Below are 16,541 nucleotides of genomic sequence, written 5' to 3'. Positions count from 1 at the left end.
GAAAAAGATTGATTTTAAAAAAAATGTAGGACAGAAATAGATGCCTACAAAGGTGTTAATATGTATTGGTATGGATGCATCAAAATTGTACGATGCATAGGTTTTCTATATGTATGATTCTAATTTAGGCTGAAACCCTCATACGCATATAAAAAAAATCTCAACTTTACCTTGTAGATTGTTTTACAAGCGCAATATTAGTTAAAAAAGCTGAACTCTCTTAACAAATGCTTAAAAGGTTTGAATCAATTTGCTCATATTTCTAAGGTCTTGCTAATCATATAAAAGCTCAAAATGGGGGGAGAATGTCTTCTAATTTGCCAAATATTTAGACGAACGATTGCTTAGAGAACCACTAGTTTTGTTATCTTTACACAAAATCAGAAGTTATGAAATTTAAAATGCCAATATCTATTTCGGATATAGCAGAATTGATAGATGCTAAAGTTATCGGAGATCCTAAGATCAAAGTTACTTTTTTGAGTGAAATTCATAAGGTAGAGAAAGGAAGCTTGATGTTTGTAGATAATGAGAAGTATTATAATCAAGCAATTTACTCTGCTGCAACAGCTATTATTATAGACAAAGAATTAGAGTGCCCAGAAGGCAAAGCCTTGTTGATTGTTGAAAAGCCATTTGAAGCTTATAATCAACTCGCCCTACACTTTAGTCCTTTTGTGCCTGTTTACCAATCTATTAGCCCAACGGCTATTATAGGAGAAAATACTATTTTGGAGCCTGGTGTTGTTGTCGGAAACCATGTGACGATTGGAGACAATTGCTTAATTCGAGCCAACACAGTACTTTTAGACAATACTAAGATCGGTAATAATGTAATTGTACATGCCAACGCATCTATTGGAAACGATGCCTTCTACATGAATAGACAAAAGGACAAATCTTATAATCGCTGGCATTCCATTGGTCGAGTTATTATCGAAGATAATGTTGAAATTGGTGCAGGGTGTACGATTGACAAAGGTGTTTCTGGAGATACAGTGATTGGAGAAGGAACAAAAATTGACAATTTAGTACATGTAGGACATGGTGTCCGTATTGGTAAGCATTGCTTGCTAGCTGCCCAAGTTGGAATTGCAGGCAAAACTATTATCCAAGATCATGTTACTATTTATGGTCAAGTGGGTATTTCTAAGTCCTTAGTAGTTGGTGAAGGAGCAACGATCCTAGCCAAAACAGGAGTGTCAAAATCTATTCCAGGTGGAAGCAACAAAGAGTATATTGGTATTCCCGCAGGAGAGTCTCGCACCAAATTTAGAGAAATAATTGCTTTGCGTCAGTTGCCTGAAATAGCTAAGAAGGTGAATGAAATATACGAAGCGTTATTTAAAAATAAGAAAAAGGAGTAAGAGTAAATTACGCAGTAGCAGCGTTATCAGAACGAGAAGAAAACAAACAAAACAGATAAAAGGCTCACTTAAAAATCATTAGATAATTACTTTACAGAGCTGATAGGGTTCTTATTTAATGGAAATAGACTCGAAGTGTTATTCAATAGGGACAAACTTTCTTATATTGGAATTGTCTGACAAATGTTATTCTCTATATGGAGAATAATTTATAACTTTATAAGGTATAGGGAGGTTCTTTGCCCTCAATTTTTGGTATATGGTAATACGAACTATATAAAAACTGGCAAAGATTTTGAATTATCCTATTTATTCTTGAATCCTTCGATTAATTAATTACTAAAAAAATCAATTTAAATGAAACGTATTGCGCACCTTTTTAGTATAGTGGCTGTTGGCTGTTTAATGTTTATGTCTACGTCTATTTCGGCTCAAACCTCTATCAATGGCAAAAATTGTATCGGTACTTGGAAAACAATAGATGATGAAACAGGGAGAACGAAATCTCATGTAGAAATCTATAAAAAAGGAAGTAAATATTACGCCAAAATAGTTAAATTATTGGATGAGCAAACTCTCAAGGATAGTGGGGAAAAAAGCTTTGAAGATATCAAATGTACCAAATGTCCTGCTGATCGTGGTCAAGGAAAACCTTTGTATGGTTTGGAAATTATTTGGGACATGGAAGAAGCATCCGATAAGTGGAAAGGAGGAAGTATCATGGATCCTAAAAAAGGAAAAGTATATACCTGTACGATGTGGATGGATGATTCAGATAGTTCTGGAGACAAATTATCTGTACGTGGTTGGGTTGGCTTTTTCTACCGCACGCAAACTTGGCATCGTGTAAAATAAATTCAATCAGATTGAAAGAATAAGGATGGAATTCTACTTTTGTAGGACTCCATTTTTAGTTTAAATAAGAGACCTATTGTTATTTACTTTTATTGCTAACCAAGCCAACTTGAAGGAGACCAACTAAGAGTACGTTAAGAACCATTTTGACAAATAAAAAAAGCTGCTTGTAGAACGAAACAACAAGCAGCTTTTAAAAAATAAGTATCTTTTATTTTTTCTAAACGATTATAAATCCAAGAACAACGTAATTGGATCTTCTAACAGTTGTTTTACTTTTACTAAGAACGTAACAGAAGTACTGCCATCAATAATTCTATGATCGTAAGACAAGGCTAAATACATCATAGGGCGAATTTTTACCTCCCCATCAATAGCCATTGGACGTTGTTGGATAGTATGCATACCCAAAATAGCAGACTGAGGTTCATTGATAATTGGTGTACTCATCATGGAACCAAATACGCCACCATTGGTAATGGTAAAGGTACCGCCTTGCATTTCTTGAAGGGTTAAATTACCTTCACGAGCTTTTTTAGCCAATCCTTTGATTGCGCCCTCAATTTCTGCAAAATTCAACGACTCTACATTTTTAACAGGAGGAACGACCAAACCTGTTGGTGTAGAGATAGCAATAGAAATATCAACAAAGTCATGATAAATAATAGATTTACCATCTGCATCAATTTGAGCATTAACGTCAGGCATTTCCATCAAAACCTTAGCACAAGCTTTGGCAAACAAAGACATAAAACCTAATTTGATACCATAGCGTTCTACAAATTTGTCTTGATATTTTTTGCGCAGTGCCATGATTTCAGTTAGATCAACCTCGTTAAAGGTTGTTAGCATCGCTGTATTGTTTTTGGCAGACACCAAACGTTTGGCGATTGTACGGCGCATACGGCTCATTTTTTCGGTACGCTGTGCACGGCTAAACGCTGCATTTTGTGTAGGTGTTGTTGCTGCCTTTTCTTCTTTTTTAGGAGCTACTTCTTCTTTCTTAGCAGGAGCATTCGACTTATTGTTAATTGCCTTTTGAACGTCGTCTTGAGTAATGCGTCCATCTTTGCCTGTTGCCGTAATATCTGCTGCTTTTAAGTTGTGCTCATTCATTAGTTTTTGAGCAGTAGGAGAAGGATGCCCACTAGCATAAGAATTAGTAGATTCCTCTTTGGCAGGTTCTTCCTTGGCAGGAGCTTCTTCTTTAGGAGTTTCAACAGGAGCTTCCGTTTTGTTAGAAGAGGTATCTTGACCAGCAGCACTGGTATCAATCTTTGCAAATACATCTCCGATAGCGATATCGTCACCTTCTTGAGCAACCCAAATTAATTTTCCTGCTTTTTCGGCAGGAACTTCTACGGTTGCTTTATCCGATTCGAATTCACAAATAATTTCGTCTAATTCTACGTAAGCACCGTCTTCTTTGACCCAAGAAGAAAGTGTTACTTCTGTGATGGACTCACCAATAACTGGAACTACGAGTTCTATGATACTCATGCTGTATAATGATAATTGTAATTATCAAACCCAATCCCTTTGGGTGATGAATTTAATAATTTTATTAAAAAGTATATTTTGAATACAAAAAGTAATTGTAATTACTCTATACTACAAAAATTGTCAAAAAAAGTTAGAAAAAGAAATAGAATCAAGGCATTATTTTACTTTTGTGTTAAGCTTTTTTCATTTGGAAGCATTCAACGAAGATTTTTGGATGATAAAACAACTTTGTGTGCCAGCTTTTAAACACCAAACAAAAGACAAATGTGTAGAATAACAGGTTTTTGGGATTTGAATTATGACCATACTTACCCACTTCAAGATACCCTAATTTCGATGCGAGATAGCTTGCAACATGGAGGACCTGATAGTGCAGGAGCGTATATTAATGGTGATATAGGTTTGGGATTTGGACACCGCCGACTGTCTATTTTAGATTTGAGTCCAGCAGGTCAACAGCCCATGTTTTGGGAAGAATGGGTGATCGTATTCAATGGAGAAATCTATAATTTTATGGAAATCCGTAAAAAGTTGGAGTTAGAAGGCTTCCAATTTGAAACGGGGACAGATACAGAAGTTATCCTAAAAGCTTTTAAAGCATGGGGAAAAAAAATGGTTCATGAATTTAGAGGATTCTTTGCTTTTGCCCTTTTTAATCAGAAAACAAATCAATTAACTGTTTGTAGAGATCGAGTTGGAGTCAAACCCTTGTTCTGGTATTGGAAAGATGGCTTGTTTTTGTTTGCCTCCGAGTTAAAAGCATTTCATCAGCATCCTAAATTTGATAAAACAATTGATCAAAAAGCAGTATCGTTATATTTGCAACAAGGATACATTCCCTACCCACATTGTATATTTGAGTATGCTCACAAACTACCCGCAGGAGCTTATTTGGAGTTAGATACGCAGCAACAAATAAAAATAGAAAAATACTGGAATGTACAGGAAGTCTACGCCAATACGTCGATTAGTACTGCGTCAGAAGCTGAACTCGAAGAGGAATTAGAGCATTTATTAACAGAAAGCTTTGAGTTGAGAATGGTCGCAGATGTTCCTGTTGGTGCTTTTTTGAGCGGAGGTATTGATTCTTCAACAGTAACGGCGTTACTTCAAAAGAAACAAGGGCGGCAATTGAAAACTTTTACAATTGGTTTTCATGACAAAGAATACAACGAAGCACAGCATGCAAAAGCAGTAGCAACGCATTTAGGGACAGAACATCATGAACTATACTGTACCGAAAAAGACTTTGAACAAGTCATTCCATTATTGCCCGAAATGTATGATGAACCTTTTGGCGATAGTTCAGGTATTCCAACCTATTTGGTATCAAAAATGGCCAGAGAACAGGTCACTGTCAGCTTATCGTCTGATGGAGGAGATGAAATATTTGGTGGATATACAAAGTACGAGATTACACAAAATTTCTACCCCAAAATTCAGCGCTTGCCAAGTTTACTGCGTTCGACCTTAAAAGGGGTAAGTGCAGGGGTTAATCCACTTTGGCTAGAGCAAAATAGTTCGAAAATTCCTATTCTAAAGAATTATAAAAATGTAAGTAATAAATTTCCCAAACTAGTGAATGCATTGGGAGCCAAAGATACCTTAGACTTTTTTAACATTTCATCGACGTACATTGCTCAGAAAGATTTGATACGCCTTCATGGTGCTTATCAAAATCGCTATGCAACCAACTTGGAAATAGAAGCACAACGATTGATTTCCTATTTGGGAATGGTAGATATAGATACCTACTTAGAAGGCGATATTATGACCAAAGTAGATCGTGCAACCATGGCTGTTGCATTGGAGGGGCGAGACCCTTTTTTGGATCATAAAATCATTGAATTTGCCATGCAGCTGCCTGATAATCTAAAGATTAAAGGAAAGGATACTAAATATTTATTGCGAAAAATATTATACAAGCATGTGCCTCAGGAGTTGATTGAACGTCCTAAACAAGGATTTTCCATTCCTATCCAAAAATGGCTGTTGAGTTCTTTAAAGGAGCCTTTGTTAAGTATTAAATCCGATCAAGCATTTTTGACTACTTTTCAATTAAACAAAAATGAAATACAGCGGATTATTGATAACTTTATCCAACAGAAAACATATATCAATCCCCATTTTATATGGTTTTTATACACCCTACATCAATGGTATTTGCGTTGGATAAAAAATGAAAAGGTTTAAAACTGTTAATGTCAAGTAAGTAAAGTTAGGAGAGAGGAGAGGCTAGCCAGTCCTTTTTATTGGGTTTGGTATTTGATGCAGAGAAAATTCAAAAATGGTTTTCAGACTGCTTAACAAAATACATAAGTAGAGAGTCCATAAAGTATCTCTAATCGCTTTAGGTTGTATGCAATAAAAAAATAGGCAACTTATTGGGATCGGCTGCCAATTAATTATAAGAACTTTGTATTTTCGTTACCAATTATCAAACCATCGAATATAATTCGAGCTATTAACATCAAACATGTACGAGATACCTTATCATACAACATCATTAGAAGATAAAACCATTTTAATTACAGGAGCAGCTGGCTTTATTGGATCCAATCTTGTTGAGTATTTGTTAAAATATAAGGTAAAAAAGGTAATTGTTTTAGATAACTTTTTAACAGGGTTTAAGTCGAATGTTGAGCCATTTTTGACACATCCAAATTATCAATTTATAGAAGGAGATATTCGTGATTTGGAGGTTTGCAAAAAAGCTTGTGAAGGAGTGGATATCGTTTGTCATCAAGCAGCAATGGGATCTGTGCCTCGATCTATTCAAGAGCCTTATGCTACCACTGCACATAATGTCGATGGCTTTGTCAACATGGCTTTTGCGGCATACGAGCAAGGGATTAAGCGTTTTGTGTATGCTTCTTCATCTTCCGTATATGGCGATGAGCCTAATTTACCTAAAGTAGAGGATCGAATAGGCAAACCTCTATCCCCTTATGCTATTACAAAGTTATCCAATGAACTGTTTGCAGAGAACTTTGGGCGCTTGTATGATATGGAGTTTATTGGTTTTCGATATTTTAATGTTTTTGGACCGAGACAAAGTCCTAAAGGGGCGTATGCTGCGGTTATCCCTTTGTTTGCCGATGCTTGTATGCATGATAAAGAAGTATTTATCAATGGAGATGGAGGACAAACACGGGATTTTACATTTATTGAAAATGTTGTGCAAATCAATATCAAGGCTATGTTAACGACCAATACAGAGGCTTTAAATCAAGTGTATAATGTTGGTTGTGGGGGGCGTTACACGGTATTGGATTTGTTCAAAGGGGTTCGGAAAGCTGCTGGAGTTCCTGAAAAAATGCCAACTCATCGTGCCCCTAGGGCAGGAGATATCCGAGATTCTCAGGCAGATATATCGAAGGCTCAAAAATTATTAGATTACGACCCTCAGTTTGATTTTGAAAAAGGATTGGCTATTACAGTAGACTATTTTAGACAGTTGGCTACTCAATAAAAAGGCACTATCTTCCTTGTATTGGGGGATCATGTGTTTGTGAAACGAATAAGATTATAAAATAATAAACTATAAAACAATGGACGAGTTTTTTGTACCTAGTGAAATTTTACGCGTATTTAAAGATTATTATCCTGATGTAAGCTTAAGTGATGTAGAGTGGGGATGGGAGGTTCCAGCTAAAATTTATGAAGCTTCATTTGATAATGGTGAAGTGGAATTTGAAGTAGAAATTACAGTAACGGGACATTTGCTTTTGACAGAAATCTCTATGGACTTAGAAGATGTTCCTGAAGCAATTATTGCTGCTGCGAATGCTACTTTTGAAGACCATAGTATAGAGGAAGCGAGTATGGTGCAGTATAGCAATGGTGATGTTTCTTACGAATTAGAGTTAAAATCTGCTGATACAGGAGAAGAATTTGAAGCTCATTTTAGAGAGGATGGTGCCTTCTTGGCAAAGGGGTACGATTTGTAATTCATTGATATGAATTAAGAATAGAGCGAAGTAGTTAGGTTGGTCTAATTACTTCGTTCTTTTATTTTATGCCTACTATCTGACTAATACTTAGTTATGTTGCTGCTTTATAGTTGTAGATTTTTTGTGTTGATTGGCTTCCTTGGCTTGTAGAGGTGTTTGCTTCGTTGTAAAAAACTAAAAAATCAGCGGACTACTATCATAGATTATCTACCAAAAAATAATATCTTTATCCTTGTCCCTCTACCAAATTTTAGTATATATCATTTTATAGAAAAAATTCCAATACAACCGTTTGGTTTAACTTGTTGTTAGCTAGTTTGTTAGGAATTTTAAAGAGGGGTAGTGAAGTCATTGGAATGAATAGTAGCTAATTATCTAAAAAAGATTCATGAAAGTATATTTTACATTTTTTGTATCAGCAATAATTTTAAGTTGTGTTGTACTGTTTGACTCGTGTAATAAAGAACAGTATAATTACTTAGATAGAACAAAAAATAGTACGGAAATAAGAGAAACGGAAAACAGATTGGAAAAAGTTTTTAACATGTACTTGGGACTTTTTTCTAATAAAAAACAATCGAGACGCGAAAGCTCTCCTCTCTATAGAAGTCAAGAAATTATTTCTGTCCCAATCTGGCCTAAAAGAGGAGATGAATATTGGTTGTATGTTTGTTGGCTACAAGAAGACCGACCAGATGATTTGCTCTCACAAGAGGTTTGGAATTTCAAGAAAAAAGACCGTGAGACAATGGAAATCGTAATGTATGATCTACCCAATAAAGATCGATATGTTAGTGATTGGAGAAAAAAAGAGCCTTTAGCAAATTTGGATGTAGATGATTTGATTTATAACGAAGGATGTACAGCTATAATTACAAGAAATAACCAAAATAAATTTACAATTACAGGAGGTGCTTGCCGTCGAAATTTGTCAGATATTATCAAATATGTAGAAGTGCATGGTGTAATTACGCCTGATTCTATTTCTTTGTATAATAAGATGTTAGATAAAAATAAAGAAGCCCTTTTTTCTTATAAAAAAGGATTGCAATTTGTACGACAACCCAAAATTTTTCCAAAATATTTAGAAATAGAAGAATAAGAAAAAGTACTGTTTCCAAAATTTTGTATACTCACAAGAAAGACGACTTAACTAATTTGCCCAAAGCCTTGTTTTCTTTGTGATAATTTCAGTTGACGCAGCAAAGGGGCATTTTTAGGATCTTTTAATAAGGGGTCTTCTTCCAAAATTTCTTGTGCAATACTTCTAGCTGCTCTTAAAATAGCACCATCTTGCGCAATATTGGCTAGTTTTAAATTGAGTACGCCTGATTGTTGCGTTCCTTCAATATTACCAGGACCTCGGAGTTTGAGATCTGCTTCTGAAATCTTAAACCCATCTGTGGTTTCAACCATCGTTTGCATTCTAAAACGACCGTCAGCAGACAATTTAAATCCTGTCATTAAAATACAATAGGCATCACCACCTCCACGGCCTACACGCCCTCTTAATTGGTGCAATTGAGCCAATCCAAAGCGCTCTGCATTTTCAATAATCATCATACTAGCATTCGGAACATTAACCCCTACTTCGATAACGGTTGTTGCCATTAAAATTTGAGTTTCTCCTCGTGCAAAGCGTTGCATTTCAGCTTCTTTGTCAGCTGGTTTTTGGCGACCATGAACAATAGAAATTTGGTAATGAGGTTTAGGGAACTCTCGTTCGATGGTAGCGTATCCTTCCATTAAGTCTTTTACTTCGCTCAAACCTTCATATTCAGATTCTTCGATCAAGGGATAAACAATATATACTTGATGCCCTTTCGCAATTTCACGCTTCATTTGCCCAAATGTCCACAATCGTTGACTTTCAAATTTGTGGAATGTGTTAATAGGTTTACGACCAGGAGGCATTTCATCAATGACCGATACATCCAAATCCCCATAGGCCGTCATAGCTAAAGTTCTAGGAATTGGAGTTGCCGTCATGACCAAAATATGTGGAGGATTGGTTGGATTTTTACGCCACATTTTAGAGCGTTGAACAACACCAAAGCGATGCTGCTCATCAACAATAACAAAACCCAAATTTTTAAATTTGACAGGGGCTTCGATTAAAGCATGAGTACCAATCAGCAGATCAATTTCTCCTGCTTCCAGTTGTTCCAAAACAGCTTTTCGACGTTTTCCTTTAACAGTACCCGTTAAAATTCCAATATTGAGATTCAAGCCTTCAGCCATTTCTAGAATGGATTGATAATGCTGCTGCGCTAAAATTTCGGTAGGCGCCATTAAGGCTGTTTGAAAGCCATTATCAATAGCAATGAGTAAGCACATAAAGCCTACGATTGTTTTTCCACTTCCTACATCCCCTTGTAACAAGCGGTTCATTTGGTGTCCTGTGGCTATATCAGCACGAATTTCTTTAATGACTCGTTTTTGAGCATTGGTAAGCTCGAACTTTAGGTTATTTTGATAAAAGGTATTAAAATAATGTCCTATCTTGCTAAAAATAAAGCCACGGATACCAACTTTCTTTTGATGTTTGGTTCGCAGCATTCGCAATTGAAGGAAGAAAAACTCTTCAAATTTGATGCGCTTTTGAGCCAAGTCTCGCTGTGCTTTGTCTCTAGGAAAATGAATGCCCATCCATGTTGCGTAACGACTAGGAAATCGCAATTTTTCGAGCAAGTAATCTGGCAATGATTCTGGAATAAGATGGCGTTGGGGATGAATTTTCATGAATAAGTTTTTCATGATAACTAGCATTCCTTTGCTATCAAGACGTTTGTTACGCAATTTGTCTGTAGTCGGGTAGACCGGCTCTAAGGTGGACGGATTTGCTTTTTTGGCTTCCGTAAACAACACTATATCGGGGTGTACAATACTAACCTTTCCTTTAAAAATACTAGGCTTACCATAGACAATATATTCCATGCCTATTTGTAAATTTTGAACCCAATTAAGACCTTTAAACCAAGTTAGCTCAAGCATCCCCGTTTCATCTCTGAAAACGCCTTTCATACGACGTTTTCGACCATCACCAATACTATCAATACGCCTAAGTATTCCTTTTATTTGAACATAGTCCCCTTCCTCTTTGACATCTTTGATTTTATGAAATTTTGTTTTGTCTACATAACGAAAAGGGTAGTGTTGTAAGAGTTGTATATAAGAAAAAATACCCAACTCTTTTTTGAGTAGATCTGCTTTGGCAGAGCCAACACCTTTTAAATATTCGATAGAGGTATTTAACATAAATGATGTACTAAACGTCAATAAAATCAATAGTTCGTTGAAACCACGGAGTAGCAGCGCAGCTAAACTTTATTAGTTTGATAATCAATAAGTTGTAAATTTGTTGCGTTTTGTGTTAAAAATTTGATTATCAAACTAATATAAATGTGCTTTTTTATCTTTTTGGTAAAAAAGTAAAAAACTAAGCTTGCGCCCTCATGAGCGTAGCGAACTAATCAACGAACTACTATAAAATAATAAAGGGCTAAAAATAACAACATTTTAGCGATTCATAAAAGAAAAATTAGCAAATTAGTTATGGGTTGCTACCAGAATTCTAGCGTCTAGATCGCTCAATTAAAAAATCTAATCCCTTTCGTTCTTCAAAAGCGACATTGACGAGTTTGCAGAAGAGTGCTTTCTCCCAAAATTTATAATTGGGTTCATCAATATAAGGATTGCCAATGGATGAAAAGCGCCATTCTTTATCATCGACAATGACAAATTCTTCAAAGTCGGGATGATATGGGTTGCTCTCAAACAGACTTACATTGACAAAGCGCCTTTTGTTTTGGTCTCCTACTGTAATAGTTACTGTGATTCCAAAGATGTTTGCCTTTACTAATGGTGCGTTGTTGTAAAACAAGCTGTAAGCTTCCTCCGACCATGCCACACGTTCCCAAAGCCATTGCCATAAAAAATTATCTATAGCTACTTTTCCACTCTGAACATAATCTCTAAAAGCAACTTCCCAATGAGCGGGGTCTTCTTTTTGTAATAATTCTTCTAATTCCATAGTATTCTACTTATCTACTTACTTGATCTGATGTTTGGCAAGAATGCCAATTAATCGACCTTCTTTTTCTACTGGTAATGCGGTTATTTTATGAGCAAGCATCAATTGATCTGCCTCCCACAAAGGACAGTCTTCTTGAATTGTTTTAGGTGTTGGTGTCATCATTTCCTTAGCTTTTAGATCAAAAAAAGAACTACTAGGGAATTTATTTAAACTCCTACGTAAGTCGCCATCAGTAATGACACCCGCAATTTTTTGAGTATCATCTAAAATGACAATCATCCCAAAAATACCTTTAGACATACTCATGATTACCTCTTTAACAGTAGTATCTAATAATGCTGTTGGCAAGTTGTGTCGATGCATTTCAGTTCCCACTTTGGTAACCAGTTTGTGTCCTAAAGAACCACCAGGGTGGAATTTTGCAAAGTCGGTCTCATCAAATGATCTCAAATGAATTAAAACGGTAGCAATGGCATCTCCCATCGCCATTGTTGCTGTTGTCGATGCCATTGGAACGACAGAAATAGGAGAGGCTTCTTGCTGTACTTGAATGTTTAAGACCGCATCGGCATTTTGTGCCAACGTTGAATGAACATTTCCTACTAAAGTAATGTGTGGAAGCCCTAATTGTTTAACGTAAGGTACAATTTGTAGAATTTCATCTGTCTCACCAGAATTTGAGATACTGAGAAAGCAATCTTGGGGCATCAACATACCCAAATCTCCATGAATTGCTTCTGATGGGTGTAAAAAAAAACTGGGAGAACCAGTGCTCGCTAGTGTTGCTGCAATTTTCTTGCCTACCAATCCCGATTTGCCAATTCCACAAACTACAATTCGTCCTTTGCAATTAAAAAGTATGTCAACTGCTTTGTCAAAATCTTGATTGAGCAGCGCTGTTAATCTTTTGACAGAATCGGATTCGATGTGAAAAACTTGGGCAGCTATTTTTCTTATTTCATTCATAGGCTAAAAATACCATCCTTCTAATGAATTCCAATATACAAGTAGTTTTTTAAGAAAAAAATATTAATTAATGTAGGTGTGTTTGTTGAGGTATCGGCTGACAAAATAGCTTAAGTATTTAAATTATAATAATAAGAAGGGGGCGTTGGAGCTTTTTTGTGTTCCCAAGATTCTATTTTCTTCTATTTTAGAAACATTTTGTATATTTTGTCTAGTGGCTTTATTCGTATGTAAGAGAATTTAGAGACAGACAGAGATAGAGCCTACCTATTTATTTTCAACCAAAAAACAATTCTTAATATGAGAAAATTATTCTTTGTTGTTACCGCTTTATTGGTTCTAATGTTTACATCTGTTTCTACTCAAGCTCAAGGTTATATTCGAGCAGGCGCAGGAGCTGGATTTAATGTTGGGCAAGATGCTTTTGCAATACCTGCCTTAACACGAGATTCTAATAATGTCGTGACCGCTCAACGAACAGTCTTTGGTTCATTTGGGCAGGGGGCACGATTTTCTGTGGCGGGAGGATATATGATAACACCTTACTTTGGTGTGGAATTGGAGATTTATTATTTCCAAGGTTTTAAGCAAGAATATGGTAGTGATAACAGCATAAGCAGCAAAAATAATCAATATAGCCGAACAGGATATTCTTATCAAATGCGAGCTACGCCTTCTTTGGTTGTTCAAGCTCCCGAAGGCAAGTTTCAGCCTTATGCCAAGTTTGGCGTTTTGTTGCCATTTTGGGGAAAGACTGTTTTGGAGGAGTCTTGGGAGTATGGAGTAGGAGGATCAAGAGCAAAACAAACGGATGTGGATGGTAAATTCTCTGTTGGATTTGAATCAAGTATTGGAGTGCAGTATAACGTAAATAATAATTTAGGGATCTATTTACAGGCAACGTATACTGGCTTGAGAATTCGTTCTGATAAAGCAACAGTGGTAAAGGATGAAGCAGTTTCACCTAACGGAGAAGTAACCAATGAATTGGAAACAGCAGATGTATTGGTAACACAAATCGTCTTTCAGGATGAACTAACACAAGAATCTAATACCACGGCAGGAATTAATATTTTGCCAGATGTTCCTGATGATGTAATTGTCCGAGTTAGCGGAAATGTTGATAGAGACAAACCATTGAATTTACCGACACAGACTAGTAATTTTAATGCCTTTTCTTTTAGTGTAGGGATAAAATATACTTTTGGAAAAGAGTAATAATGATTAGTAATTCGACGAATTGAAGTTATTGGTTCGCTTCTTCAATCGTCGAATTACTAGTTCATGGTTTATTATTTGATGCCAATTGGGTTTAAAATAGCATCGATTCTTGCTAGAATATCTTCTAAGTGAACAGTAGAGATAGCGTTAGTTTGCTTGCTAATATTATTCTTAATGTCTTTCTCTAACCGCTTTAACATACTTCTTGAAATCGCTTTTACATCCGATTGATCTTTAGGATCTTTCATTAAAGCCTCCATTTTCTCAATATAAGCACGCTGTAAGTTACGACGATATAGATCAATTGCTGTACCACTATTGAGTTCTTCCCAAATACCAGATTTAACCCCCATAAACAAGTCAATTAAGGTGTAAGCTTTGTCACTGCCTTCTGTGGCTTCTGCTTCCGCTAATCGAGCCAATCGAGCGGGATCAAATAAGTTATTGAGTGTTCTTTTTTGCATGCTTAACAAGCGATTGACAATGCCTGTCGATTCGATTCTATCTAAGATGGCAGGATCAATCAGCCATTTAGGTGTTTGAAACAACTCTTTATTCAAGAACAACATCGCCTTTTCTTGCTTTACTTTTGGAACGTGAGAGAAGATAGTTCCTTCTTGGTCGTGCGTTTTGGTATATTGGTAAACACCACCAATATTAGACGAAACGTGCCCCATATAGCGGTTTAGTTGACCAAAAATTTGTCCATATAATTCTCGTAAGTCACTATAATCCTTGCCGTCTTCTGCCGACCACTCGATTAGTTTAGGCAAAATTCGCTTTAAGTTCGCAATTCCTAGCGTACTGGCTTTAACGGCGTCATCTCCCAAATCTTCTGTTTGAGAAGAAGGATCTACGACACGCCATTGTTGTGCGCCAAAACGAAAAACAGGGTCGTCAGCTCTTTCCTTAATCCATCCATTTAAAGTACTACGTTCCTCTTCAGCACTATTGGCACTAGGAATTGGCTTATAACCATAAATGATAGACCAAACATCGTATTCTCCAATTTTAGCCCCCAAGCTTTTGACACCATCTCCTGGTTGCGCAATATAGTTAAAACGGGCATAATCCATAATAGAAGGTGCTGTTCCATGCGTAGCTGTAAATGTTGGAGAACGCAACGAGTCGACAGGGTAAGCAACACTTGAACCCATGTTGTGAGGCAATCCTAACGTGTGTCCAACTTCATGCGCCGCCACAAAGCGAATCAATTCTCCCATAACGGCATCATCAAACTGAACGCTACGAGCAGCTGGATTAATTGCAGCTGTTTGAATCAAATACCAATTCCTTAATAAGTTCATCACATTATGATACCACAAGATATCAGATTCTAAAATCTCGCCCGTACGAGGATCATGTACGTGTGGTCCTTGGGCATTGGGGATATCCGTAGTAATGTAACGAATAACCGAATAACGGACATCTTCAGGGCTCCAATCTGGATCTTCCTCTTTGGTTGGAGGATCTTTGGCTATAATGGCATTTTTGAAACCTGCTGCTTCAAAGGCTTTTTGCCAATCGTTCACCCCTTGTTTTAGGTAAGGACGCCATTTTTCAGGAGTAGCAGGGTCTATATAATAGACAATTTGTTTCTTAGGTTCTACCAATTCGCCTCTTTTGAAAGCAGCCATATCTTTGGGTTCCAAACGCCATTTGGTAATAAAACGTTGCGTTTGTGCTTTTTGTCTTTCAGAGCTATAGTTGGTCTGTTGAATAGAAAAGTACCCTACACGTCCATCATAAAATCTTGGTTGCATCAATGTTTCAGGTAATAATATGAAAGATTGATTCATTTCGACAGAAAGTGTCTGAGTCAGGAAATTATCGGGCAGTTTTTTGCCCCTATAGGTCAATATATGCCTTACTTCCGTATTAGTAGGAAAGCTTTTTGTGCTGGTAATTAAGCTACGTTTACTATCGACACCTCCAATGGCAAATCGTTTTCGTTGCCCATCATTTAAAGCTCCAATTAGAGCAATATCAGTGGTGAAAAAAGGATTTACTTCAAAAACTACTCCTGACATTTTATTGGCAGAACTATCTTTGTTATAAGCAGCAACAGGAAAGCTATGGATAATAGGTTCAAAATTGTTGTTTTTTAGAGACTTATAGATGGGCTCTTTTTCGTTGGCAACGCTATGATAAGAAACCGAACGCATTAGTATTCTGTCGTCTACTTTTTCGAATCGAATGACCTGTTGTGGGCGAGATTTCATTCCTGCACCTCCAAAACTCAAGTTTTTTACATAACCTGAAATACGACTAACCACCATAATTTCCTTTTCCAACAAATTCATAGGAAGTTCAAAGTAGTACTTTTCATCAACTTTGTGCGTTGTAATTAGCCCCTTTTGAGTAATGGCTTTTTTGGTAATAACTTGTTTATATGGTTTGGGGGCTCCTTTTTTAGGTGGTGCCTTTTTTTTGGCAGCAGGTTTTTCTGTCTTTTCTGGTTCTTGATTTTTTTTGTTTTTCTTTTTCTTTTGCGCATATCCATCCAAAGGCATTATTAGTAATGCAAAGGAGAAGATAAGGGCATATAGAATATACGTTCTCATAATCTTAGCTGTTGTCTCTATTTTTTATTTATAAAAATCAGAATGGATTAAAGACCCAAAGATAGGTCGATGTAAT

12 protein-coding genes are annotated in these 16,541 nt (G+C 36.4%); 7 read left to right on the top strand and 5 right to left on the bottom strand.

Annotation, left to right across the window (positions count from 1 at the left end; genetic code table 11):
- Positions 1–389 precede the first annotated feature (389 nt).
- Both CG11_RS08235 and CG11_RS08230 read left to right on the top strand, forming a co-directional pair.
- Positions 390–1,367: a UDP-3-O-(3-hydroxymyristoyl)glucosamine N-acyltransferase gene (locus CG11_RS08235; protein WP_052594986.1), complete on the top strand. Its 978-nt coding sequence runs from the start codon at positions 390–392 to the stop codon at positions 1,365–1,367.
- A gap of 357 nt (positions 1,368–1,724) precedes the next feature.
- Positions 1,725–2,222 (top strand): DUF2147 domain-containing protein, encoded by a 498-nt coding sequence (locus tag CG11_RS08230; protein ID WP_052594984.1) that lies wholly within the window; start codon positions 1,725–1,727, stop codon positions 2,220–2,222.
- Positions 2,223–2,450: 228 nt separating this feature from the next.
- Here the strand turns inward: CG11_RS08230 and odhB are convergent, their stop codons facing one another.
- Positions 2,451–3,722, bottom strand: coding sequence for a 2-oxoglutarate dehydrogenase complex dihydrolipoyllysine-residue succinyltransferase (odhB, locus tag CG11_RS08225; protein WP_052594982.1), 1,272 nt, complete (start codon positions 3,720–3,722; stop codon positions 2,451–2,453).
- A gap of 267 nt (positions 3,723–3,989) precedes the next feature.
- Here odhB and asnB point away from each other — a divergent pair, with 267 nt between their 5' ends.
- The 4 genes from asnB (at position 3,990) to CG11_RS08200 (ending at position 8,780) form a co-directional block, all read left to right on the top strand.
- On the top strand, positions 3,990–5,918 hold the full coding sequence (asnB, locus tag CG11_RS08215; RefSeq protein ID WP_052594979.1) for an asparagine synthase (glutamine-hydrolyzing): 1,929 nt from the start codon (positions 3,990–3,992) through the stop codon (positions 5,916–5,918).
- Between the two features lie 283 nt (positions 5,919–6,201).
- Positions 6,202–7,197 (top strand): SDR family oxidoreductase, encoded by a 996-nt coding sequence (locus CG11_RS08210; protein WP_052594977.1) that lies wholly within the window; start codon positions 6,202–6,204, stop codon positions 7,195–7,197.
- A 79-nt stretch (positions 7,198–7,276) separates the two neighbouring features.
- Entirely contained in the window at positions 7,277–7,675 is a 399-nt protein-coding gene (locus CG11_RS08205; RefSeq protein WP_052594975.1) for a PepSY-like domain-containing protein, read from the top strand.
- 547 nt (positions 7,676–8,222) lie between these two features.
- Positions 8,223–8,780 (top strand): chromophore lyase CpcT/CpeT, encoded by a 558-nt coding sequence (locus CG11_RS08200; RefSeq protein ID WP_197043799.1) that lies wholly within the window; start codon positions 8,223–8,225, stop codon positions 8,778–8,780.
- A gap of 47 nt (positions 8,781–8,827) precedes the next feature.
- On the opposite strand, the gene recG is transcribed toward CG11_RS08200, so the two are convergent.
- From recG to CG11_RS08185, 3 genes are all read right to left on the bottom strand, one after another.
- Positions 8,828–10,936, bottom strand: a complete 2,109-nt coding sequence (gene recG, locus CG11_RS08195; RefSeq protein WP_052594971.1) for an ATP-dependent DNA helicase RecG — start codon at positions 10,934–10,936, stop codon at positions 8,828–8,830.
- 316 nt (positions 10,937–11,252) lie between these two features.
- A complete protein-coding gene (locus CG11_RS08190) occupies positions 11,253–11,711 on the bottom strand; it encodes a hypothetical protein (RefSeq protein ID WP_052594969.1) in 459 nt (152 codons plus the stop codon).
- An 18-nt stretch (positions 11,712–11,729) separates the two neighbouring features.
- Positions 11,730–12,680: an SIS domain-containing protein gene (locus CG11_RS08185; protein WP_052594967.1), complete on the bottom strand. Its 951-nt coding sequence runs from the start codon at positions 12,678–12,680 to the stop codon at positions 11,730–11,732.
- Between the two features lie 300 nt (positions 12,681–12,980).
- On the opposite strand from CG11_RS08185, the gene CG11_RS08180 reads away from it, so the two are divergent.
- Complete coding sequence (locus CG11_RS08180; RefSeq protein WP_052594965.1) at positions 12,981–13,898, top strand: outer membrane beta-barrel protein; 918 nt, start codon at positions 12,981–12,983, stop codon at positions 13,896–13,898.
- A 74-nt stretch (positions 13,899–13,972) separates the two neighbouring features.
- On the opposite strand, the gene CG11_RS08175 is transcribed toward CG11_RS08180, so the two are convergent.
- Positions 13,973–16,465: a zinc-dependent metalloprotease gene (locus tag CG11_RS08175; protein WP_052594963.1), complete on the bottom strand. Its 2,493-nt coding sequence runs from the start codon at positions 16,463–16,465 to the stop codon at positions 13,973–13,975.
- Positions 16,466–16,541: the final 76 nt, after the last annotated feature.

Source organism: Aureispira sp. CCB-QB1, from assembly GCF_000724545.1.
Lineage (GTDB): Bacteria > Bacteroidota > Bacteroidia > Chitinophagales > Saprospiraceae > Aureispira.
This window is presented reverse-complemented; position numbering and strand designations above follow the sequence as displayed.